The sequence below is a fragment of the Paenarthrobacter sp. TE3676 genome (assembly GCF_056279165.1).
In genome coordinates, this window is sequence record NZ_JBWBQU010000002.1 from 80745 (window position 1) to 97750 (window position 17006).

18 protein-coding genes and 1 riboswitch are annotated in these 17006 nt (G+C 63.3%); of the genes, 8 read left to right on the plus strand and 10 right to left on the minus strand.

Annotated elements, in window-relative coordinates; genetic code table 11:
• Positions 1-24: 24 nt before the first annotated feature.
• Together ACZ881_RS04210 and ACZ881_RS04215 are read left to right on the plus strand one after the other, a co-directional pair.
• Positions 25-711, plus strand: a complete 687-nt coding sequence (locus ACZ881_RS04210; protein ID WP_476112762.1) for a TetR/AcrR family transcriptional regulator — start codon at positions 25-27, stop codon at positions 709-711.
• Positions 712-841: 130 nt separating this feature from the next.
• Positions 842-2320, plus strand: coding sequence for a gamma-aminobutyraldehyde dehydrogenase (locus tag ACZ881_RS04215; RefSeq protein WP_476112764.1), 1479 nt, complete (start codon positions 842-844; stop codon positions 2318-2320).
• Between the two features lie 72 nt (positions 2321-2392).
• Here ACZ881_RS04215 and ACZ881_RS04220 read toward each other — a convergent pair whose 3' ends face one another.
• On the minus strand, positions 2393-3307 hold the full coding sequence (locus ACZ881_RS04220) for an EamA family transporter (protein ID WP_476112766.1): 915 nt from the start codon (positions 3305-3307) through the stop codon (positions 2393-2395).
• Between the two features lie 72 nt (positions 3308-3379).
• Between ACZ881_RS04220 and ACZ881_RS04225 the strand changes: the two genes are divergently transcribed.
• Together ACZ881_RS04225 and ACZ881_RS04230 are read left to right on the plus strand one after the other, a co-directional pair.
• Positions 3380-4297 (plus strand): LysR family transcriptional regulator, encoded by a 918-nt coding sequence (locus ACZ881_RS04225; protein ID WP_476112768.1) that lies wholly within the window; start codon positions 3380-3382, stop codon positions 4295-4297.
• A 124-nt stretch (positions 4298-4421) separates the two neighbouring features.
• Positions 4422-4724: a hypothetical protein gene (locus tag ACZ881_RS04230; RefSeq protein ID WP_243836673.1), complete on the plus strand. Its 303-nt coding sequence runs from the start codon at positions 4422-4424 to the stop codon at positions 4722-4724.
• On the opposite strand, the gene ACZ881_RS04235 is transcribed toward ACZ881_RS04230, so the two are convergent.
• Positions 4721-5245: a SixA phosphatase family protein gene (locus ACZ881_RS04235; RefSeq protein ID WP_091465390.1), complete on the minus strand. Its 525-nt coding sequence runs from the start codon at positions 5243-5245 to the stop codon at positions 4721-4723. The genes ACZ881_RS04230 and ACZ881_RS04235 overlap by 4 nt on opposite strands.
• A 338-nt stretch (positions 5246-5583) precedes the next feature.
• Positions 5584-6450, minus strand: coding sequence for a winged helix-turn-helix domain-containing protein (locus ACZ881_RS04240; protein ID WP_017198144.1), 867 nt, complete (start codon positions 6448-6450; stop codon positions 5584-5586).
• A 675-nt stretch (positions 6451-7125) separates the two neighbouring features.
• Between ACZ881_RS04240 and ACZ881_RS04245 the strand changes: the two genes are divergently transcribed.
• The 3 genes from ACZ881_RS04245 (at position 7126) to ACZ881_RS04255 (ending at position 10540) form a co-directional block, all read left to right on the plus strand.
• On the plus strand, positions 7126-7866 hold the full coding sequence (locus ACZ881_RS04245; RefSeq protein ID WP_091465388.1) for a response regulator transcription factor: 741 nt from the start codon (positions 7126-7128) through the stop codon (positions 7864-7866).
• A gap of 21 nt (positions 7867-7887) precedes the next feature.
• Complete coding sequence (locus tag ACZ881_RS04250) at positions 7888-9387, plus strand: sensor histidine kinase (RefSeq protein ID WP_476112771.1); 1500 nt, start codon at positions 7888-7890, stop codon at positions 9385-9387.
• 133 nt (positions 9388-9520) lie between these two features.
• Positions 9521-9682, plus strand: a riboswitch (cyclic di-AMP (ydaO/yuaA leader).
• 3 nt (positions 9683-9685) lie between these two features.
• Positions 9686-10540 (plus strand): aggregation-promoting factor C-terminal-like domain-containing protein, encoded by an 855-nt coding sequence (locus ACZ881_RS04255; RefSeq protein WP_476112773.1) that lies wholly within the window; start codon positions 9686-9688, stop codon positions 10538-10540.
• Between the two features lie 114 nt (positions 10541-10654).
• Here the strand turns inward: ACZ881_RS04255 and ACZ881_RS04260 are convergent, their stop codons facing one another.
• The 4 genes from ACZ881_RS04260 to upp are packed head-to-tail and all read right to left on the minus strand — an operon-like array spanning position 10655 to position 13900.
• Positions 10655-12046 (minus strand): pyridoxal phosphate-dependent decarboxylase family protein, encoded by a 1392-nt coding sequence (locus ACZ881_RS04260; protein WP_091465383.1) that lies wholly within the window; start codon positions 12044-12046, stop codon positions 10655-10657.
• Between the two features lie 51 nt (positions 12047-12097).
• Positions 12098-12796 carry an HAD-IA family hydrolase gene (locus ACZ881_RS04265; protein ID WP_476112776.1) on the minus strand — a complete coding sequence of 233 codons (699 nt, stop codon included), beginning with the start codon at positions 12794-12796 and terminating at the stop codon, positions 12098-12100.
• 45 nt (positions 12797-12841) lie between these two features.
• Positions 12842-13219, minus strand: a complete 378-nt coding sequence (locus tag ACZ881_RS04270) for a VOC family protein (protein WP_026005392.1) — start codon at positions 13217-13219, stop codon at positions 12842-12844.
• Between the two features lie 45 nt (positions 13220-13264).
• Complete coding sequence (gene upp / locus ACZ881_RS04275) at positions 13265-13900, minus strand: uracil phosphoribosyltransferase (protein ID WP_091465380.1); 636 nt, start codon at positions 13898-13900, stop codon at positions 13265-13267.
• Positions 13901-13922: 22 nt separating this feature from the next.
• Between upp and ACZ881_RS04280 the strand changes: the two genes are divergently transcribed.
• A complete protein-coding gene (locus ACZ881_RS04280) occupies positions 13923-14459 on the plus strand; it encodes a nucleoside deaminase (protein ID WP_476112779.1) in 537 nt (178 codons plus the stop codon).
• A gap of 34 nt (positions 14460-14493) precedes the next feature.
• Here the strand turns inward: ACZ881_RS04280 and ACZ881_RS04285 are convergent, their stop codons facing one another.
• From ACZ881_RS04285 to ACZ881_RS04295, 3 genes are all read right to left on the minus strand, one after another.
• Entirely contained in the window at positions 14494-15324 is an 831-nt protein-coding gene (locus ACZ881_RS04285) for a glycosyltransferase family 4 protein (protein ID WP_476113845.1), read from the minus strand.
• A gap of 171 nt (positions 15325-15495) precedes the next feature.
• Positions 15496-15894 (minus strand): 6-pyruvoyl trahydropterin synthase family protein, encoded by a 399-nt coding sequence (locus ACZ881_RS04290; protein ID WP_476112781.1) that lies wholly within the window; start codon positions 15892-15894, stop codon positions 15496-15498.
• A 3-nt stretch (positions 15895-15897) separates the two neighbouring features.
• The gene (locus ACZ881_RS04295; RefSeq protein ID WP_476112783.1) at positions 15898-16899 is read right to left on the minus strand and encodes a zinc-dependent alcohol dehydrogenase; all 1002 of its coding nucleotides are present in this window, start codon (positions 16897-16899) and stop codon (positions 15898-15900) included.
• Positions 16900-17006 lie beyond the last annotated feature (107 nt).

Below are 17006 nucleotides of genomic sequence, written 5' to 3' on the forward strand. Positions count from 1 at the left end.
GAACGCATGGAAGGCGGACAACTGATGGTGCAGCCAGCACAGTCGACGGACCGCCGAACGCGCCTGGACCCGGCCACCATCATTGACGCCGTCCTGCGGATTTCCAGCCAGGAGCTCGGGGAACGGCTGACCGTGCGACGACTGGGACAGGAACTCGAGGTGGACGCCACGGCCGTCTACCGGCATTTCCGGAACAGGGACGCAATCGTCAGGGCAGCACTGGACCGGTTGTTCCTGATGTCCGTCGAGCGCACGCTGGCCACAGCACGCGACCAGGACTGGCGTGCCCGGCTGGAGGCCTACCTTGACGAACTCCTCAAAGCCTTCATGCAGCATCCCTCCCTGGGCAGCGAGTCGTTCGCTACGGACACCTATGGCCCCGGCGAGCTAAAGGCAATCGAGTTCGTCCTTCAATGCCTCACCGATGCCGGGCTGGCAGAGGACCGCGTGGTGCACTACTACGCGGCCCTGGAAAGCTACACCCTTGCGCTCGGCGCCGGCATTGCGGTTGAAATCCAGCGGCTCCCGGACTCCGAGGGCCACGATCCTTGGCTCAACCCACGGGTTTTCACGCGCATCACCGGTCGCCCGCTCCTTGAAAAACACCACGCTGCACTGCAAAACCTCGACTCCCTCAAGGCGTTCCAGGCCGGCCTCTCGGCCATCCTGGACAGCGCCGAACGCGAGAGCAAGCAGCCACCGCAGGCCTGACGGGGTGCTGGCGCGACCGGCCGCCTGACCAACAACGCAACCCACCTTCCCCGCACGACGCCACCATCCGGCGTCGTCCATTCAGCACTGCCCGGACAGCGACGCCCGGCAGGGAAAGCACGGCACCCTCATGCATCAGTTCATCAACGGAAAACTGCTCTCCGGAACCTCTGGCAGCAGCCTCGATGTCATCAATCCGGCCACCTCGGAGGTAGTGGAAACGGTGGGACTCGCTTCACTTGCGGATCTGGAGTCGGCAGTGGCGGCGGCCCGCAGCGCCTTCCCGTCATGGTCCCGCACCGCGCCGGGTGAACGCGCCGGGATCCTGCAGAAATTCGCCCGCATCATCGAAGATCGTGCGGAGGAATTCGCCCGGGTTGAGAGTTCTCAGACAGGCAAACCGCTGCGGCTGACCCGGGAGTTCGACGTCCCCGGCACCATCGACAACATCGATTTCTTCGCAGGTGCCGCACGGCACCTCGAGGGCAAGGCCACCGCCGAGTATTCGCCCCAACACACTTCCTCCATACGCCGGGAATCCATCGGTGTGGTGGGATCCATCGCGCCCTGGAACTACCCCCTGCAAATGGCCGCATGGAAGATCCTTCCCGCCATCGCCGCAGGCAACACAATCGTTCTCAAGCCTGCCGAGATCACTCCGTTGACGTCGCTGATGTTCGCACAAGCGCTCAGTGACGCCGGACTGCCCGACGGCGTGGTGAACGTGGTGGTGGGCGACGGCGCCACGGTTGGGGCTGCGCTCATGCGGCACCCCGACGTGGACATGGTCTCTTTCACAGGGTCCACCGCGGTTGGCCGCACAGTTTTGGAGGCCGCGGCCGTCAACTCGAAGCGCGTGCACCTCGAATTGGGCGGCAAGGCACCCTTCGTGGTGTTCGACGACGCCAATCTGGACGCCGCCGTTCATGGGGCCGTGGCCGGTTCAATGATCAACACCGGTCAGGATTGCACCGCAGCCACCAGGGCTATCGTGCACCGGAGCGTGTATGCGGAGTTCGTAGCGAAGGTGGCCGCCCGCTTTGATGGGCTCGTCCTGGGCATCCCTGGGGATACCAACGCCGATCTCGGCCCCCTCGTATCCTTCAAGCAGCGCGACCACGTAGCCGGGATGGTGGACCGCGCCCGCACTTACAGCAAGGTGATGGCAGGCGGATACGCCCCTACGGACGAGGGCCTGGAAAATGGCGCCTTTTACCGACCCACACTGGTTGTTGACGCGGCGCCGGACTCTGAAATTGTGAAGGACGAGGTGTTCGGCCCGGTCCTGGCGGTCCTCCCGTTCGAAACGGACGACGAAGCTATCCACCTCGCCAACGACACCGTCTACGGACTGGCCGCCTCGGCCTGGACGAACAACCTCCAGCGGGCCTTGCGGGCAACCCGCGAGATCCAGGCCGGCTGCGTGTGGGTCAACGACCACGTTCCGATCGTCTCCGAGATGCCCCACGGCGGCTTCAAGCAATCCGGGTTCGGCAAGGACATGTCCGCCTACTCCTTTGAGGAGTACACCCAGGTGAAGCACGTGATGTTCGAGTTGGAAGGCGTCACCCGGAAAGACTGGCACCGGACCATCTTCAAACTGCTCTGACTCCTCGCGTTGTGGGGCCTGCTTTGCGGGGCCCTCGCGTTGTGGGGCCTGCTTTGCGCGCTTTCGCCCGATCTAGGGCAGCAGAGCGGGCCTCACAACGGGTGTTTCGGGACGGATCTTGCCTCCGGCGCCGAGCACTGCGGTGGCAACTCCGAGGAGCAGGATCAATCCGCCCACGATTTCGGTCAAGGTAGGAATCTCGTTCAGGACAAGCCACGCGGCCGTCATCCCCACCACGGGAACCAAAAGCGTGAAGGGCACGACGTCGGAACTCGGGTACAGCGACAACAAGCGGTTCCAAATGCCGTATCCAATCAGGGACGCGAACACGGCCGTGTAGATCGCACTCAGGATGGTGGCCGGCTGCAGGTCCGTGAGCGTTGCCCACACGATGTCAGGCCCATCCACCACCAGCGATAAGCCAGCCAACGGAAGCGGCACCACGGCACCGGACCACACCACCAACCCCAAGCCGGAAGCGGCCTTCGTGTGCCGGGCCACCACATTCCCGATCGCCCACGATAACGCCGCGGCAAGAACGATCATGAGCGGCAGAACCGGAGCCACGGCACTTCGCCCCAAGGCCACCACTGCCAAGCCAGCGATGCCCAGCGCCACACCCGCCAGTTGTCGCCGGCTCGGCCTCTCGCCCAGGAGTCTCGCCGCAAGCAAGATGGTGAACAGCACTTGTGCCTGCAGCACCAGCGATGCCAGGCCGGCGGGCATGCCAAGCGCCATGCCCAGATACAGGAGGCCGAATTGACCGGCACTCATGAAGAGCCCGACGCCGACAATCGCCTTCAAGCCCACGTCTGGTTTGCGGATGAACAGGATGAAGGGAAACACCACCAACAAGAAGCGCATGGCGACGAAGAGCAGGGGCGGGACTTCCCTGCCGTTCGTGTGGAGACCGAGATCGATGGCGACGAAGTTAATGCCCCAAAGAACAGCGACCATGAGGGCAAGGGCAGAGTGGCGAAGGTTCACAAGTACACTCTGGCCCGTTTTTGGTTGAAGCACCAGCGTTGAATTCCACATGGAACAGCGTAGATTTGCTTCATGATCGACATCTCAGCACTTAGGGCCTTGGTCGCAGTGGAGCAGCACGGCTCAGTGGTGGCGGCATCGGACGTTATGGGCTTCAGCCCTTCGGCAATTTCGCAGCAAATCAAGAAACTTGAGAAGCAGACCGGCGTCACTGTGCTGGAACGCAGCGGCCGCGGGGTGCTCCTTACAGAGCGTGGCTTGGCTCTTGCAGGTTATGGCCGGCGGATCATGGGTGAGCTCGAGGAACTGCAAGCTACCCTGCTCGCCGATCCTGCAAAGCCTTCCGGACTCCTGAGGCTCGTCGCGTTTTCCACGGCTTGCAGGGGCTTGGTGGGGCCCATGCTCGGGCGCATCGCAGCTGCCCACCCGACCCTGGGCATCACCGTACTGGCTGAGGATCCGCGGGAGGCGGTGCAAAGAATCGCCTCTGGCGAGGCCGAACTCGCGGTGGTACATAACTGGAATTCGGTACCCTTGGTGATCCCGGAGAACCTGGTGCATGAAGACCTCTGCATCGACCAAGCCGACGTCCTCGTCAACAGCACCCACCAGCTGGCGGCGAGCACCGCCGTCGAGCCTGAAGACCTTCTGGACGAGACGTGGATCAGCACCCCGGCGGGAGCCATCTGCAACGAAGCACTCCTGCAGATCTTCGCTGGACTGGGCAAGGTCCCCAACATCCGTATTTACGACCCCGACTTCTCCACCCACATCGCCATGGTGGAACAAGGTGTGGCCGTGGCACTCGTACCGAGGCTCGGAAGACCTCCCCTTCCTGACGGAGTCGTGGCCATCCCGGTGATCCGTCCGGTCCAACAACGGTCCGTTGGTGTTGTCTACCGCAAATCGATGACAGCCAGTCCCAACATTCGACTTGCCGTGAACCTGCTGCGCGATATAGCGGCTGAGCTACCGCTGCCGCGAAGCTGACCAGGAGCGATCAACGTCACACAGGGGAACATTCGACGCCGGGAAGGGTGTTAGCTTAGGCTAACCTTACCTACCAGCGCCGCCCGGAGCGCGCGACCGTCGAAACTCTTGAAGGGGCCCACCTGTGGAAGCAATCCTCTTTCCCACGGACATGAACCACCACCACACATATGGCTTGGTCAGTTACATCATGATCGACGACGGCCTTTATCCGAGCGCGCACAACCGCCGGGATCCGTACGCGCTTCCTGCGTTCGATGTCCGCGGTCAATGGGTCTACCCCAGCCGCTACAACGAATACCTGGCTCCGCAGTTGCCGGTGTACATGTTCGACGGCGAATTCCTCATCGCAACCGGGCATGGCGAAGAAGCGGCGGGCCTGCCGGTGTTCGAGATCCGCTGCATGTGCATGCCGCAGCTGGCTTAGGGGCGCGGCACCTTGAAGTGCGTCAGCCTGGCGTCCTGGCCGTCGAGCTCAGCCCATGACTTTTCTGTTTCCATTACCGTCAACGCACTCGTTGGGTAACGGTTAGCAGCATCCATGTAAGCATCGTGGTCCGAATCGCGGGAAGCCAGGTGCATGGCAAGATCCTGAACGCCGGGCATATGGGAAATGACCATCAACGTGGTCACGGTATCGGGTACGTGGTTGATCACCGTCAACATGCGGTTGGCTGAGGCGGAGTACAAGCCATCCTCCAGTTTGGGAGTCGGCGCCTTGTCCCCCAACTCATCGCACACCCAAGTGCAGGTCTGACGAGTCCTCAACGCTGACGAACAAAGGATGAAGTCGGGCACCACACCATGCTTGAGCAACCACTTCCCCGCCAACGGGGCCTCCCGATGCCCACGCTCCTCCAAGGGGCGCTCATGATCAGGCACTCCCATGGGCCAATCAGCCTTGGCATGCCGCATGATCACCAGGCGCTTGATGTGATGGTCACTCATAACCCAACCCTATCTGCCACAGAGCCCAGCGGCTTCCTGCGGGCCGCCGTCACCAACTTTGAATTCGTGGCACCCTGGGCACGCCGTGCGGGGGGCGTGTCCAGGGTATTTGGCGGCCAATGTGGGTGGTGGAGGCACACGGTTTCCTCGAAGCTAAACGCCGAAAGGCGGCATATCCCGATAGCGCCATTATCGCGCGAAGGATGAGCGCAGGCGCAAAGGATGAGCGCAGGCGCAAAGGGATCGTCCCGCTAAAGCGGAAGCGTCCGCCGCTGGATCACCCCACGAACACGAAAGCGCCCGCCCTCACAGGACGAGCGCTTTCGGCGTAGTGCTACTTAGATCGAGTATTCAGGTGCTGCCCAAACGATAACTTCGGGGTGCTCGTAGAAACGGTAGCCCTGGCCGCGGACCGTGCGGACCGTGTTCGCGAGGCGGCCAAGCTTGGAACGGAGGCGGCGAATGTGCACGTCGATGGTGCGCTCGTTGGGCACCTCTTCGGCGTTGCGCCACAGGCCCTCAAGGAGTTCGTCGCGGCCCACGGTGCGGGTGCCGTTCTCGACCAGGTAGTTGAGGAGCTCGAATTCCTTGAACGTCAGGTTCAGCGATTCGCCATCGAGGTGCACTTCGCGGCGGGCGAGGTCGATCAGGACGCCGGACGGACGAGCTTCCTGCTGGGGCGCCGGGCGGGCGGCTTCGGTGCGCTGGCGGGCGGCGACCGTGGGGTCGCCGAAGGTGGAACGCACGACGTCGAGTGCGGACCCGGGTGCCCCGGCAGGGGCAACTGCGACGGCGGCATAGCTCTCGGCGCCGGTCACGAGGGACTGAGCGTAAGCCCGGATTTCCTGGGCAAGCTTGGCAATGGAGGTACCGGCGGCAGCTGCGGTTTCTTCGTCAATGCCCATGTAGAGGACGAATCCGCGGGCCACATTGTCGTTGGCAACGGGGCGGAGCTTGTCCGACTGCGCAATCACCGGGGTGGGTGCAGTCATCGGCGCCGGCTCTGCTGTGGGGACAGCGCGCAGCTGGCCGTAAGAGTTGGGGTTATAGCCCTGCGGCACGTATCCGGGAGCCTGCTGCCCTGCCCCTTGCGGAGCGGGAGAGTAGCCGGGGCGGTTGCCGAAGCCGGGGCGAAGCCCCGCGTTTGACGCGGCCTTGTTGGCGTTACGGACGGAGATGTGGACGTATCCAGATGCAACTGACATGGAGTGCTTACCTCAAAAGTGAATAGCCGTCATCGCGGCTTCGAATGCTGGTTGTCCCCGCAATGAGTTTGGGGATGGGCGCCCAACGCTGGGCTAGGGGGCGAATGCCTGAAACTTTTTTGGGGTGGAAAGTTAGGCTTGCATTCGACAACAGCGGTCATCATGGCCAGCGGGTGCGCTGGGCCAGGTTGCTGCGGCTGCAGGTGCTGTTGAGTTCTTGTTCACATTGGAAGTGTGCAACGTAACAAAGGCAACACGCAAGTAACAAAGCGCCGAACCGTCCACATTTTGAGACACAGAGGTCTATTGTGTCGCAAATCACAATTCAGTAGGGCCGGTAAATGAACGCCATTTCATTCGGTGCAGTCGGGAAATATTCGCTATCTACTGAATATTCTTCGGCATATCGGGGATGATGTGCATGTCCATTTCCACTAACCCTCTCCCGACGGAATCTCACGATCTGAAACACTTGTTGTCCAATCGGAGCTGATCGTCACAAGCAATTTTCAGCTGAAAATCTGCTACAAGCCGTAGAACACGGCTGAACCCGGGCCGCCGGGAACCTTGGGCACGGAAGCGTGTCCGCCAGCCCCCTCCTCGCTAGTCTGATCTCACAGCGTCTTCACAGGATGGGCAAAGCGTTGGCAAACAAGCAGAACGGAGAGTTATCCCATGGCCTCCTCGCACTCCATGACCAACAACCTTCCCGAGCTGTCCCATCCGGACGGCTCCCCCATCCGTGCCCTGGTGGTGGATGACGAACCCAGCCTCGCTGAGCTGATGAGCATGGGCCTGCGTATGGCAGGCTGGTCTGTTGCGGTCGCCGGCGATGGTCCGGAAGCAGTAAAGCTAGCCAAGGACTTCCGCCCTGACGTGCTGGTCCTGGATGTCATGCTTCCCGGATTCGACGGCGTCGAGGTCCTCAACCGCATCCGCACCTTCGCCCCGGAGGTTCCCGCCCTGTTCCTCACCGCCAAGGACGCCGTGCAGGACCGCATTGTCGGACTCGCAGCAGGCGGGGACGACTACGTCACTAAACCCTTCAGTATGGAAGAAGTCCTCCTGCGCCTCCACCGCCTGGTCCAGCGCTCGGGCGTAGCTGCCATGGACACCGCCGAGCTGGTGGTCGGCGACCTCACGCTCAACGTAGATACCCGGGAAGTAACCCGCGGCGGCCAGGATATTCCGCTCACCGCCACCCAGTTCGAGCTACTGCGGTACCTCATGGAGAACCCCAAACGAGTTGTCAGCAAAGCCCAGATCCTGGACCGTGTGTGGGATTACGACTTCGGCGGCCAGGCCAACATCGTGGAGCTCTACATCTCTTATCTGCGCAAGAAGATCGAAGCCGGCCATCCCCCGATGATCCATACCATCCGGGGTGCCGGCTACGTCATCAAGCCTGCGGACTAGCCCTTGGGCACCCTCTCGCGAATGGCCAGGAAGTCCGGAGTGTCGGCCGGACAGACTCAGCTCAGTTGGCTCAATCCCTCCACCTGGCACCTGCGTACACGCTTGGTCCTGGTGGCCATGGCACTATTGATCGCCATTTGCGCTGCTGTGGGGGTGGTCAGCTACGCGTCCATGGACATGGTCTTCAACAGGCAGCTCGACAGGCAGTTGGAGCAGGCGTCCAGCCGCGCGAATGACTTCGGCAGGCCGCCGTCGAACTTTCCGTCATCCCCCGGCAGGCCGGATCCATTGGAGGCGCGCGGGCAGGCGGCGGGCACGCTCAACGCGAGGATCGACGGCTCCACCGTGCGAAGCTCGGGTTTGATCGACGCCCAAGGTCACCGCGTCTCACTCTCAGCAGACGATGAGCAGGTCCTGGTGTCGCTGCCCACGGACAACCAACCCGTGGACCGATCGCTGTCCAACGGCGATTACCGGCTAGTGGCAGTCGAAACCACTTATGGCGACGTGATTGTGACGGGCCTGCCGCTGGAGGACAAGCAGAGCGCAGAAGCCTCGCTGGTGTGGACCATGGTGCTGGTCTCGCTGGCTGGGCTGGTGGTGATCGGGCTCGTGGGAACGGTCATCATCCGTCGGACCATGCGTCCGCTTGAGCAGCTCTCCGCGGTGGCCACGAAGGTTTCGCGCCTGCCTCTCGACGCCGGCGAGGTGGCACTTGCGGTGCGCGTACCGCCGTCGGCATCCCACCCCGGAACGGAAGTGGGCAGCGTCGGCTATGCCTTGAACCAGATGCTGAACAACGTTTCGAGCGCGCTGGAAGCACGGCAGGAAAGCGAAACCAAGGTGCGCCAGTTCGTGGCCGATGCCTCGCACGAACTACGGACTCCCCTGACCGCCATCCGGGGCTACACCGAGCTGCTAAGGATGACGGAGAACTTCACCGAGGATGGCCGGAAGTCGCTGGCGCGTGTCCAAAGCCAGTCCGAACGCATGACCACCTTGGTGGAGGACCTTCTTCTACTGGCGCGGTTGGACGAGGGACAGCCCGTCAAAGTTGAGGACGTGGACCTGACACAGCTCGTGATCGAAACGGTCAGTGACGAGAAAGTCATGGCGCCGGATCACATCTGGCAGCTCCAGCTCCCTGATGAGCCCATCACTGTGCGCGGCGATGCCACCCAACTTCATCAGGTGCTGGGCAATTTGTTGTCCAATGCCCGCAAGCATACGGATCCCGGTACCACCGTGGTCACAGGCGTCATACTCTCCGCCGATGGCAGTGCCGTGGTGACAGTGACGGATAACGGCCCCGGAATTCCGAAAGATTTCCAAGGCAGGATCTTCTCCCGGTTTGCCCGCGCTGATGCCGCAAGATCGGGCTCTGAGGGCACCTCCGGACTCGGCTTGTCCATTGTGGAGGCCATCGTTTCAGCGCATGGCGGTAGCGTGGAAGTGACCTCGCGGCCGGGTCGCACGGAATTCGCCCTCCGACTCCCCGCCGTCAGCATCGAAGGCCTATAACGAATCGGGCAAGGCGACTCACCGGCGTCGTGATCTCTGTTACCTAAATGTGACTTCTGTGGAATCCTCCTGTACCGTCGAAAGGGTGGGTCGTCCCTAGCAGGCCCACATCCGGGATGCGCCGAGCTCTGCCACTTCCCGGAGTCCGTTCTTTCTCCGAGGCAGAGACGGGGGACCCAGAGTCTCCGGGCCCAGGCCTTTTTGGCCGGCCCTTGGGGTGAAGCCGCAGCATGATGCGCGGCCGGATGACCTCATCCGAACCCGACAGCTAACTCCGCAGGCGCTGAGAGGTAATCACATGTCTGAATTTAACGATCAGACGCGCCCTTCCGCGCGTCGCCGCGACGAACACAACGCACCGCACACCAAGTCGCAGTCCGTCCTCAAGAACGCAGCCCGCCAGGGTAAGTCCGGCCACCGCATGTCCGTCGTAGCCGGTGTCGTGGCAGCTGCACTGGGCGTTGCATCGCTCGGAACCGCCGCCAATGCCGCACTGACCCTCCCCGAGGCCAGCCGCGTAGCCGGAACCCAGTCCAGTGCGCAGGTCAACACGAACAAGTCGGCCGAGATCTCCGCTTCCCTGGATGCTGCCGCCGAAAAGGGCGCAGCCGACAGGGCCGCCGCGGAAAAGGCAGCTGCTGACAAGGCTGCCGCCGAAAAGGCTGCCGCAGACCAGGCCGCAGCCGCGCAGGCCGCCGCCGAAAAGGCTGCCGCAGACCAGGCTGCCGCCCAGGCCGCAGCTGAGAAGGCTGCTGCTGACGCTGCTGCCAAGCAAGCCGCCGACGCCGCTGCTGCCGCCGCCGCCGCGGAAGCCGCAGCTGCTGCTGCTGCCCCCAAGGCCGTGGACGACCCCGCTGCTGCCAAGGCGTACGCACTGAGCATCCTTGGCAACTACGGCTGGGGCCCGGGCGAGATGACTGCCCTGAACACGCTGTGGGAGAAGGAATCGAACTGGAAGACCACGGCGATGAACGCTTCCAGCGGCGCCTACGGCATCGTCCAGTCCCTGCCTGCTTCCAAGATGGCTACCGTTGGTGCTGACTGGGAAACCAACTACCAGACCCAGATCAAGTGGGGCCTGAACTACATCAAGGAGCGTTACGGATCCCCGTCCGCCGCTCTGGGCTTCCACTTGGCCAACAACTGGTACTAAGCCAGACTGCTTGATTGCCGCGCCCGTTGCCGCCGTTCGCACCAGTACCCACTGGAGCGAACGGCGGGAACGGGCGCGGTTTTTGCCGTTTCACAGGTGCGGCGCCGAAGAACGCTATGCCTCCGGTTCGGCCTCCACCGCACCCCGCACGGCTGCAATGGACGCGGCGACATCCCCGGCGTCCGTAGTCCAATTGCTCACCGAAATCCGTAAGATCTCGCGGCCACGCCACGAAGAACCGGACATCCAGACCGCGCCCTCGGCCATGAGCCGCTGGGTGATCCGGTGCGTACGGTCATCGCTTCCGAAACTCACCGAGACCTGCGTGAACACGACGTCGTTGAGCACCTCCACGCCAGGGATCGAGGACAGTCCTTCAGCCAAAGCACGGGCATTTGCTGCCAGGCGCTCAACCATGGAAATCACGCCGTCCCGGCCCAGCTGCCTGAGTGCAGCCCAGACCGGGATGCCCCGGGCGCGGCGGGACATCTCCGGAACTTTCTCGAAAGGATCCCCAGGCCCGGCATCAGTGGCAATGAGGTAACTCGTGTGAACGCTGAAGGCACGCCTCAGGGCTTCCGGGCGTGCCACTATTGCCAAGCCACAGTCGTAAGGGACATTCAGGGTCTTATGGGCATCCGTTGCCCACGAATCTGCGTCTTCCACACCCGCCAGCCGGCCTCGCAGCTTCGGGCTCACAGCGGCCCACAAACCAAAGGCACCATCAACGTGCACCCACGCGCCGCGATCGTGTGCCACAGCTATGGCTTCTTCCATGGGATCAAATGCTCCGGAGTGGAGGTTGCCGGCTTGCAGGCAGACCAACGATGGGCCCGGTTGCTGATCCATGGCATCAGCAAGGGCGTCGGGGAAGATCCGGCCTTCGTCGTCGGCGTCTACCGGAACGCAGGCGCCCAAACCGAGGTATCGCAATGCCAGATCCACTGCGGCATGCCGTTCCCGGCCGGCAAAGGTTGTGATGCGCGGTGCGCCGCTGAGGCCGAGCGCTTCGAGGTCCCATCCGGCCTCGTCCATCAGGTATTGGCGGCCCGCTGCCAACCCCACGAAGTTCGCGGTTGTGGCACCCGTGGTGAATCCGACGTCGGCAGTCGCGGGCAGGTGCAGGAGGTCCAAAAGCCAGGCGGCGGCCGATTCCTCGATGGCAGCGGCGGCGGGAGTGGCGAACCGGAGCCCGGTGTTTTGATCCCAGGCAGAGACGAGCCAATCAGCGGCCATGGCGGCGGGCAAAGTTCCGCCCATGACCCACCCAAAAAACCGTCCGGACTGGATCGCCATCAAGCCGGGCTCAGCCAGCGCGGCCAGCTCGTCCACTACCTCCGCGGCATCGGTTGCTCCGTCGGGGAGACGCGGCAGGATGCTCTTGGCCACCTGGTCGGCGTCGGATGAAGGGCGGACAGAACGGGTGGGAACCGACGCAAGCCACTCACCGGCGTGGACCATGGCCCGCTCCAATGCAGCACCGTACGCCTCCGGCATCGCAGACATGCGCACAGCCTACGCCCGGTTCACCGCTTGGAACAGACCGCGCAGAAAGGGCTAAAGGGTCAGCGTCAGGAGGCGGCCGCCGTCGTCGTCCGTCACAGCAGTAACGGTGACCGACGAGTAATCCGGGATCCGCCACATGCCCGGGTCCAGCTCCGCATTGTGCCTGGCAGCGGCCTTGCCCACCACAACGGTCCGCATCCCCGCGGCGCGCGCGGCGGCGATACCGGCAGGGGCGTCTTCGAAAACCACGACGTCGGCCGGGTCGGCTCCCAGGAGCGCCGCCGCCTTGAGATAGCCCTCCGGATGCGGCTTGCCTCGGGTAACGGACTCAGCAGTGACTGTTGTTGATGGCATGGTTAGCCCGGCCGCCTGCATACGGATACCGGCCAGGATGCGATCCGCGGACGTGACCAACGCGATGGCGTCATCGGGCAGCCGCGCCAGCAGGGCTTCTGCCCCGGGAAGCGCTATGACGCCGTCGGTCCGGGAGCGTTCCATCTCACCCAACTCGGCGGTCAGGGCTTCAAAGTCAGCGCCGGCGGGCGCATACCGGCGAACGGTATCGCCGGCTTGGACGCCATGTGAGGTGCGCAGGATCTCGTTGTAATCCAAGCCATAGCGCTCGGCGAACTCGAGCCAGACTTGCTCAACGATCGCCGTGGAATCCACCAGTGTGCCATCCATGTCGAAGAGGACGGCACGGACGTTCAGCACTGATGGTTGGGAGGCGGGTTCGGCAGGATGGCTCATGGTTCCATCCTGCCGCACACTCATGCGGTGGTGCTGAAGTGTGACTTAGCCGTTCGGACGCTGCGGAAGGTACTGCACCGCCCACTTGTTGCCGTCGGGGTCTGCGAAGTAAACGAAGTGGCCCCAATCCTGAACGTCAATATCGCTGACGTCCACGCCGTTGGCCTTGAGCTGCTCATGCGCCTTGTTGATGTCCGCCACCACCACTTGGAGGCTTGGCGCTGTCCCGGGAGGGGCATCGCTGAGGCCCTCCCCGATGGCGATGGAACACGCCGAACCCGGCGGTGTCAGCTGCACGAAACGGATGCCGTCCATGGGACGCTCATCGAAATCGGCGTTGAAACCAACCTTGTTGACGTAGAAATCCTTCGCGCGGTCGACGTCGGACACAGGGACAAACACCAGTTCAAGTTTCCAGTCCATGCGCCACAGGCTAACGGGGCGCGTGGGAAACCGGTAGGGGGCTCCCTAAACTGCGACGCCGTAGAGGCGGTCGCCGGCGTCGCCCAGGCCTGGCACGATGTACGACTTTTCGTTGAGCTTCTCGTCAATCGAGGCCAGGACGATTTTCACGTTGGCGTCGGAGAGCTCTTCTTCCAGCTTGGACAGCCCCTCCGGAGCAGCAAGCAGGCAGATGCAGGTAACGTCCGAGGCACCGCGCTTGAAGAGGAACTTGATGGCCTCGCGCAGGGTGCCGCCGGTGGCGAGCATGGGGTCCAGGACGAAGATCTGCCGGCCGGTGAGGTCCTCAGGGAGCCGCTCGGCGTAGGTGATGATGTCCAAGGTTTCTTCATCACGGGCCATGCCCAGGAAGCCCACCTCGGCGGTAGGGACCAGCTTGGTCATGCCCTCCAGCATGCCGAGGCCGGCGCGCAGAATCGGGACTACCAGCGGAGTGGGCTTGGTGAAAGCCGTGCCCACGGTTTTTGTCACGGGGGTCTCGATCTCGACTGGCTGCGTCTTGACCTCGCGGGTGGCTTCATAGGCCAGGAGGGTGACGAGTTCTTCAGTGAGCTGCCGGAAGACCGGTGAAGGGGTGTTCTTATCCCGCAGAACGGTGAGCTTGTGAGCGACCAGCGGGTGGTCCACGACGAGTGTGCGCATCCCCCAAAACTATCATTGAGACATGAGCGCCACCGAGCCGTATCACGCAGAACACATGGCCTGGATGGGCCTTGCCCTGGACGAGGCCCGGTTGGCACTGAAAACGGACGACGTACCGATCGGTGCCGTGGTGTTGGGGCCCGACGGCGGGGTGCTGGGTTCCGGACGCAACGAACGGGAAGCGCTCGGAGACCCGACGGCCCACGCGGAGGTGGTGGCCATTCGTCAGGCTGCTGCTTCGCTGCGTCAGCGCGCTCACGATGCGGGTTCCGATGGAGACGGCTGGCGCTTGGAGGATTGCACTTTGGTGGTCACCCTTGAGCCCTGCGCCATGTGTGCCGGGGCGATTGTCCTGGCTCGTATTCCCCGCGTCGTGTTTGGCGCGTGGGACGAGAAGGCCGGAGCGGTGGGTTCTGTGTTCGATATCCTCCGCGAGCGCCGCCTCAATCACTGGGTGGAGGTGTACGCGGGCGTCCGCGAGGAGGAGTGCGCAGCGCTGCTGAGGGGCTTCTTCGCTTCGCACCGCGTTCCTCTTTCTCTCCCCCGAGATGGCACTTAATGCCGATCCGGGTGCCCGGGATGGGCTTTTACTGTCACCTCGGTGGGCTTTGGAGGGCCTTTAGGACGGTGGCGGCAGTGGTGTCCCAGCCTTGGAGATGCTCCCGGGACGTGAGGGCTCTGCTGCGCCATCGTTCTTGGAGCGCGTGATCGGAGAGCCAGGTCCGGAGGGTGCTGGCGAGGGTGCCAGGGGCACTGAGATCCAAGGCCGCGCCCGCCCCTGTGTTACCCAGTGCTTCCACTGCGCCGGTCCCCTGCCGCACAAGCACGGGGATGCCATGAGCCAACGATTCCGTGACGGACATCCCGAAGCTTTCGGAGCGTGAAATCAGAACACTCAGGCCTGCCCTGTGCCATTGCTCTTCGAGGGCATCGCCGGTCAGCTCGCCAGTGATGCTGATTCGGTTTTCGAGACCGTAATGCTCGACGGCGGCCCTCACCTCGGCCGCATAGCTCGGATCAGCGTCGTGGGAGCCGATGAGAGCTGCGGTCCAAGCGAGATCCTGTAACCGGCTGAGCGCCTCTACCAAGAGTGTTTGGCACTTGTTGGGCAGCAACGCGGCAACCGCCACGATGTGCCCTGGTTCGGATCCTTCTGCGGGGTTTGCCCGCTCAGCACCGGGCGTAGCGACGACGATGTACGGCGTCCCATGCCTGGCTCGCAGTTCCCCGGCGGCGTGGGTGCTTGGACAAATGATCCCGGTTGCTGCAGCCAGCGCCTTCGCCTCAAGGTCATGGTGGTCCGCCAACGCCATGTGCGACAGAATCCAGACCTTCGTCCCGGCATTCACAGCGGCGGCGATCTCGTCCGGCGCCCCGCTCGCTACCAAGCCGTCGGCAATCACTGTTGTGCCGCCGTCGAGCATGTCAGCGAACCGCTGCCGGTCCATGGGGCTGCCAACCGGCCAATCGCCGTCGACCGTTACTGTCTCAACGTTGACGCCGAGGGCAGTCAGGTGCTCCGCGAGCTTGGCGTTGTACTTGTTGCCGCCGGAACCGTGCCGGACGTTCCCAGGGACCAGGAAGCGGATGTGCACTTACTTGACCGGGAGCTCCAGCGAGTAGCCCGCCCAGGCATCAGGGTTCTCGCGGAGGACGACGTCGATGCCAGTGAGTGCCGGACCGTCCGCCGTGTCCTGGATTTGGGCGGCCATGGCGTCGGCGATGTGCTTCGCGAGAGCCTCCGTGGTGGAGAGCTTGCCCTTGAAGGCGGGGTGTTCGTCGAGGTTCTTGTAGTTCAGGTCGGCGAGCACGTCCTCAAGGATGCCGCCGGCGGCACCGATGTCCAGGACGATTGCGTCGTCGTTGAGGGTGGGCCGGCGGAAGGTGACTTCAGCAACGAACGTGGCACCGTGGAGGCCCTGGGCTGGGCCAAACGCTTCGCGCGGAAGGCTGTGGGCGACCATGAAGTGGCGTCGGACGGTCAGGCTGAACATGAATTAATCCTCCGGGTTGGGGTACGCGACCACATGGCAGAAACCGCCGGGCCGTTCGAACAATTTTGTGAGTGTGGTGGGCAGGTTCCTGAACAGGCATTCGCTGGTCAGGAACGTGTCGAACAGCGGATCCCTTAATTCGAGTGCCGCCTGTTCCAAGCGCTGGGCGTTGGTTCGCCGGTGCCGTCTGGGCAGGGCGACAGCACCCACTTGGCTGGAACGGATGTTCAGCCTGCGGGCATGGAAGTCCTCGCCGAGTGGCAGGGTGACTTCTTTGTCGGCAAACCAGGAAAGTTCAATGACATCGGAGTCGTCGCCGGCCAGCTGGAGGCTCAACTTGAGGCCCTCATTGGAGGCGGAGCAGTGGAAGACGATGTCGTTGTCGTCCTTCGCTTCCTCGGGAAGTGCGAAGTCCACGTCGATGGTTTCCGCCAGCTTTCGCTTCTCGGGATCGGCGTCCACCAGTTGCAGGCGGCCCAGCGGATACTTCCGCAGGAGCGTCGCCAGGACGCCACCCACCAAACCACCACCGACGACGGCGACGCGGTCGCCCAGCCTTGGTCCGGCTTCCCAAAGGGCATTGATGGCCACCTCAACGATGCCGGTGAGCACAGCCCGACGTGCTGGTACGTCCTCCGGGATTGCGGTGAGTTGGCTGGTGGGCATCACGTAGAAGTCCTGGTGCGGGTGCAGGCTGAAGACCGTTTTTCCCCGCCATTCGTCCGGGCCTTCTTCCACAATGCCGACGTTCAGGTAGCCGTATTTGACGGGGCCCGGGAAGTCGCCTTCCTGGTGCGGGGCCTGCATCAGGTCAGCCACTCGCTCCGGAACGCGGCCCTCGTGGACAACACGCTCAGTGCCGCGGCTGACCCCGGAATACAGGGTCCTGACCAGGGCTTCTCCGTCTTGCCTTGCTGGCAGGACCTCCGGGCGCAGCTCGCCATCGCCCGTCTCCGTGACCCAATAGGCCTGGGCTTCGTGTTCTTGTTCATGCGAGATAGTCATGGTGCTTATGAATCTATCGGTGGGGGGCTGCTGACGGAAGTTGGCTGTGTTTTGCTTGTTCCTCGCGCGGCTCCACGCGGCCTCGTTTTGGGGAACAGGGCTCAACT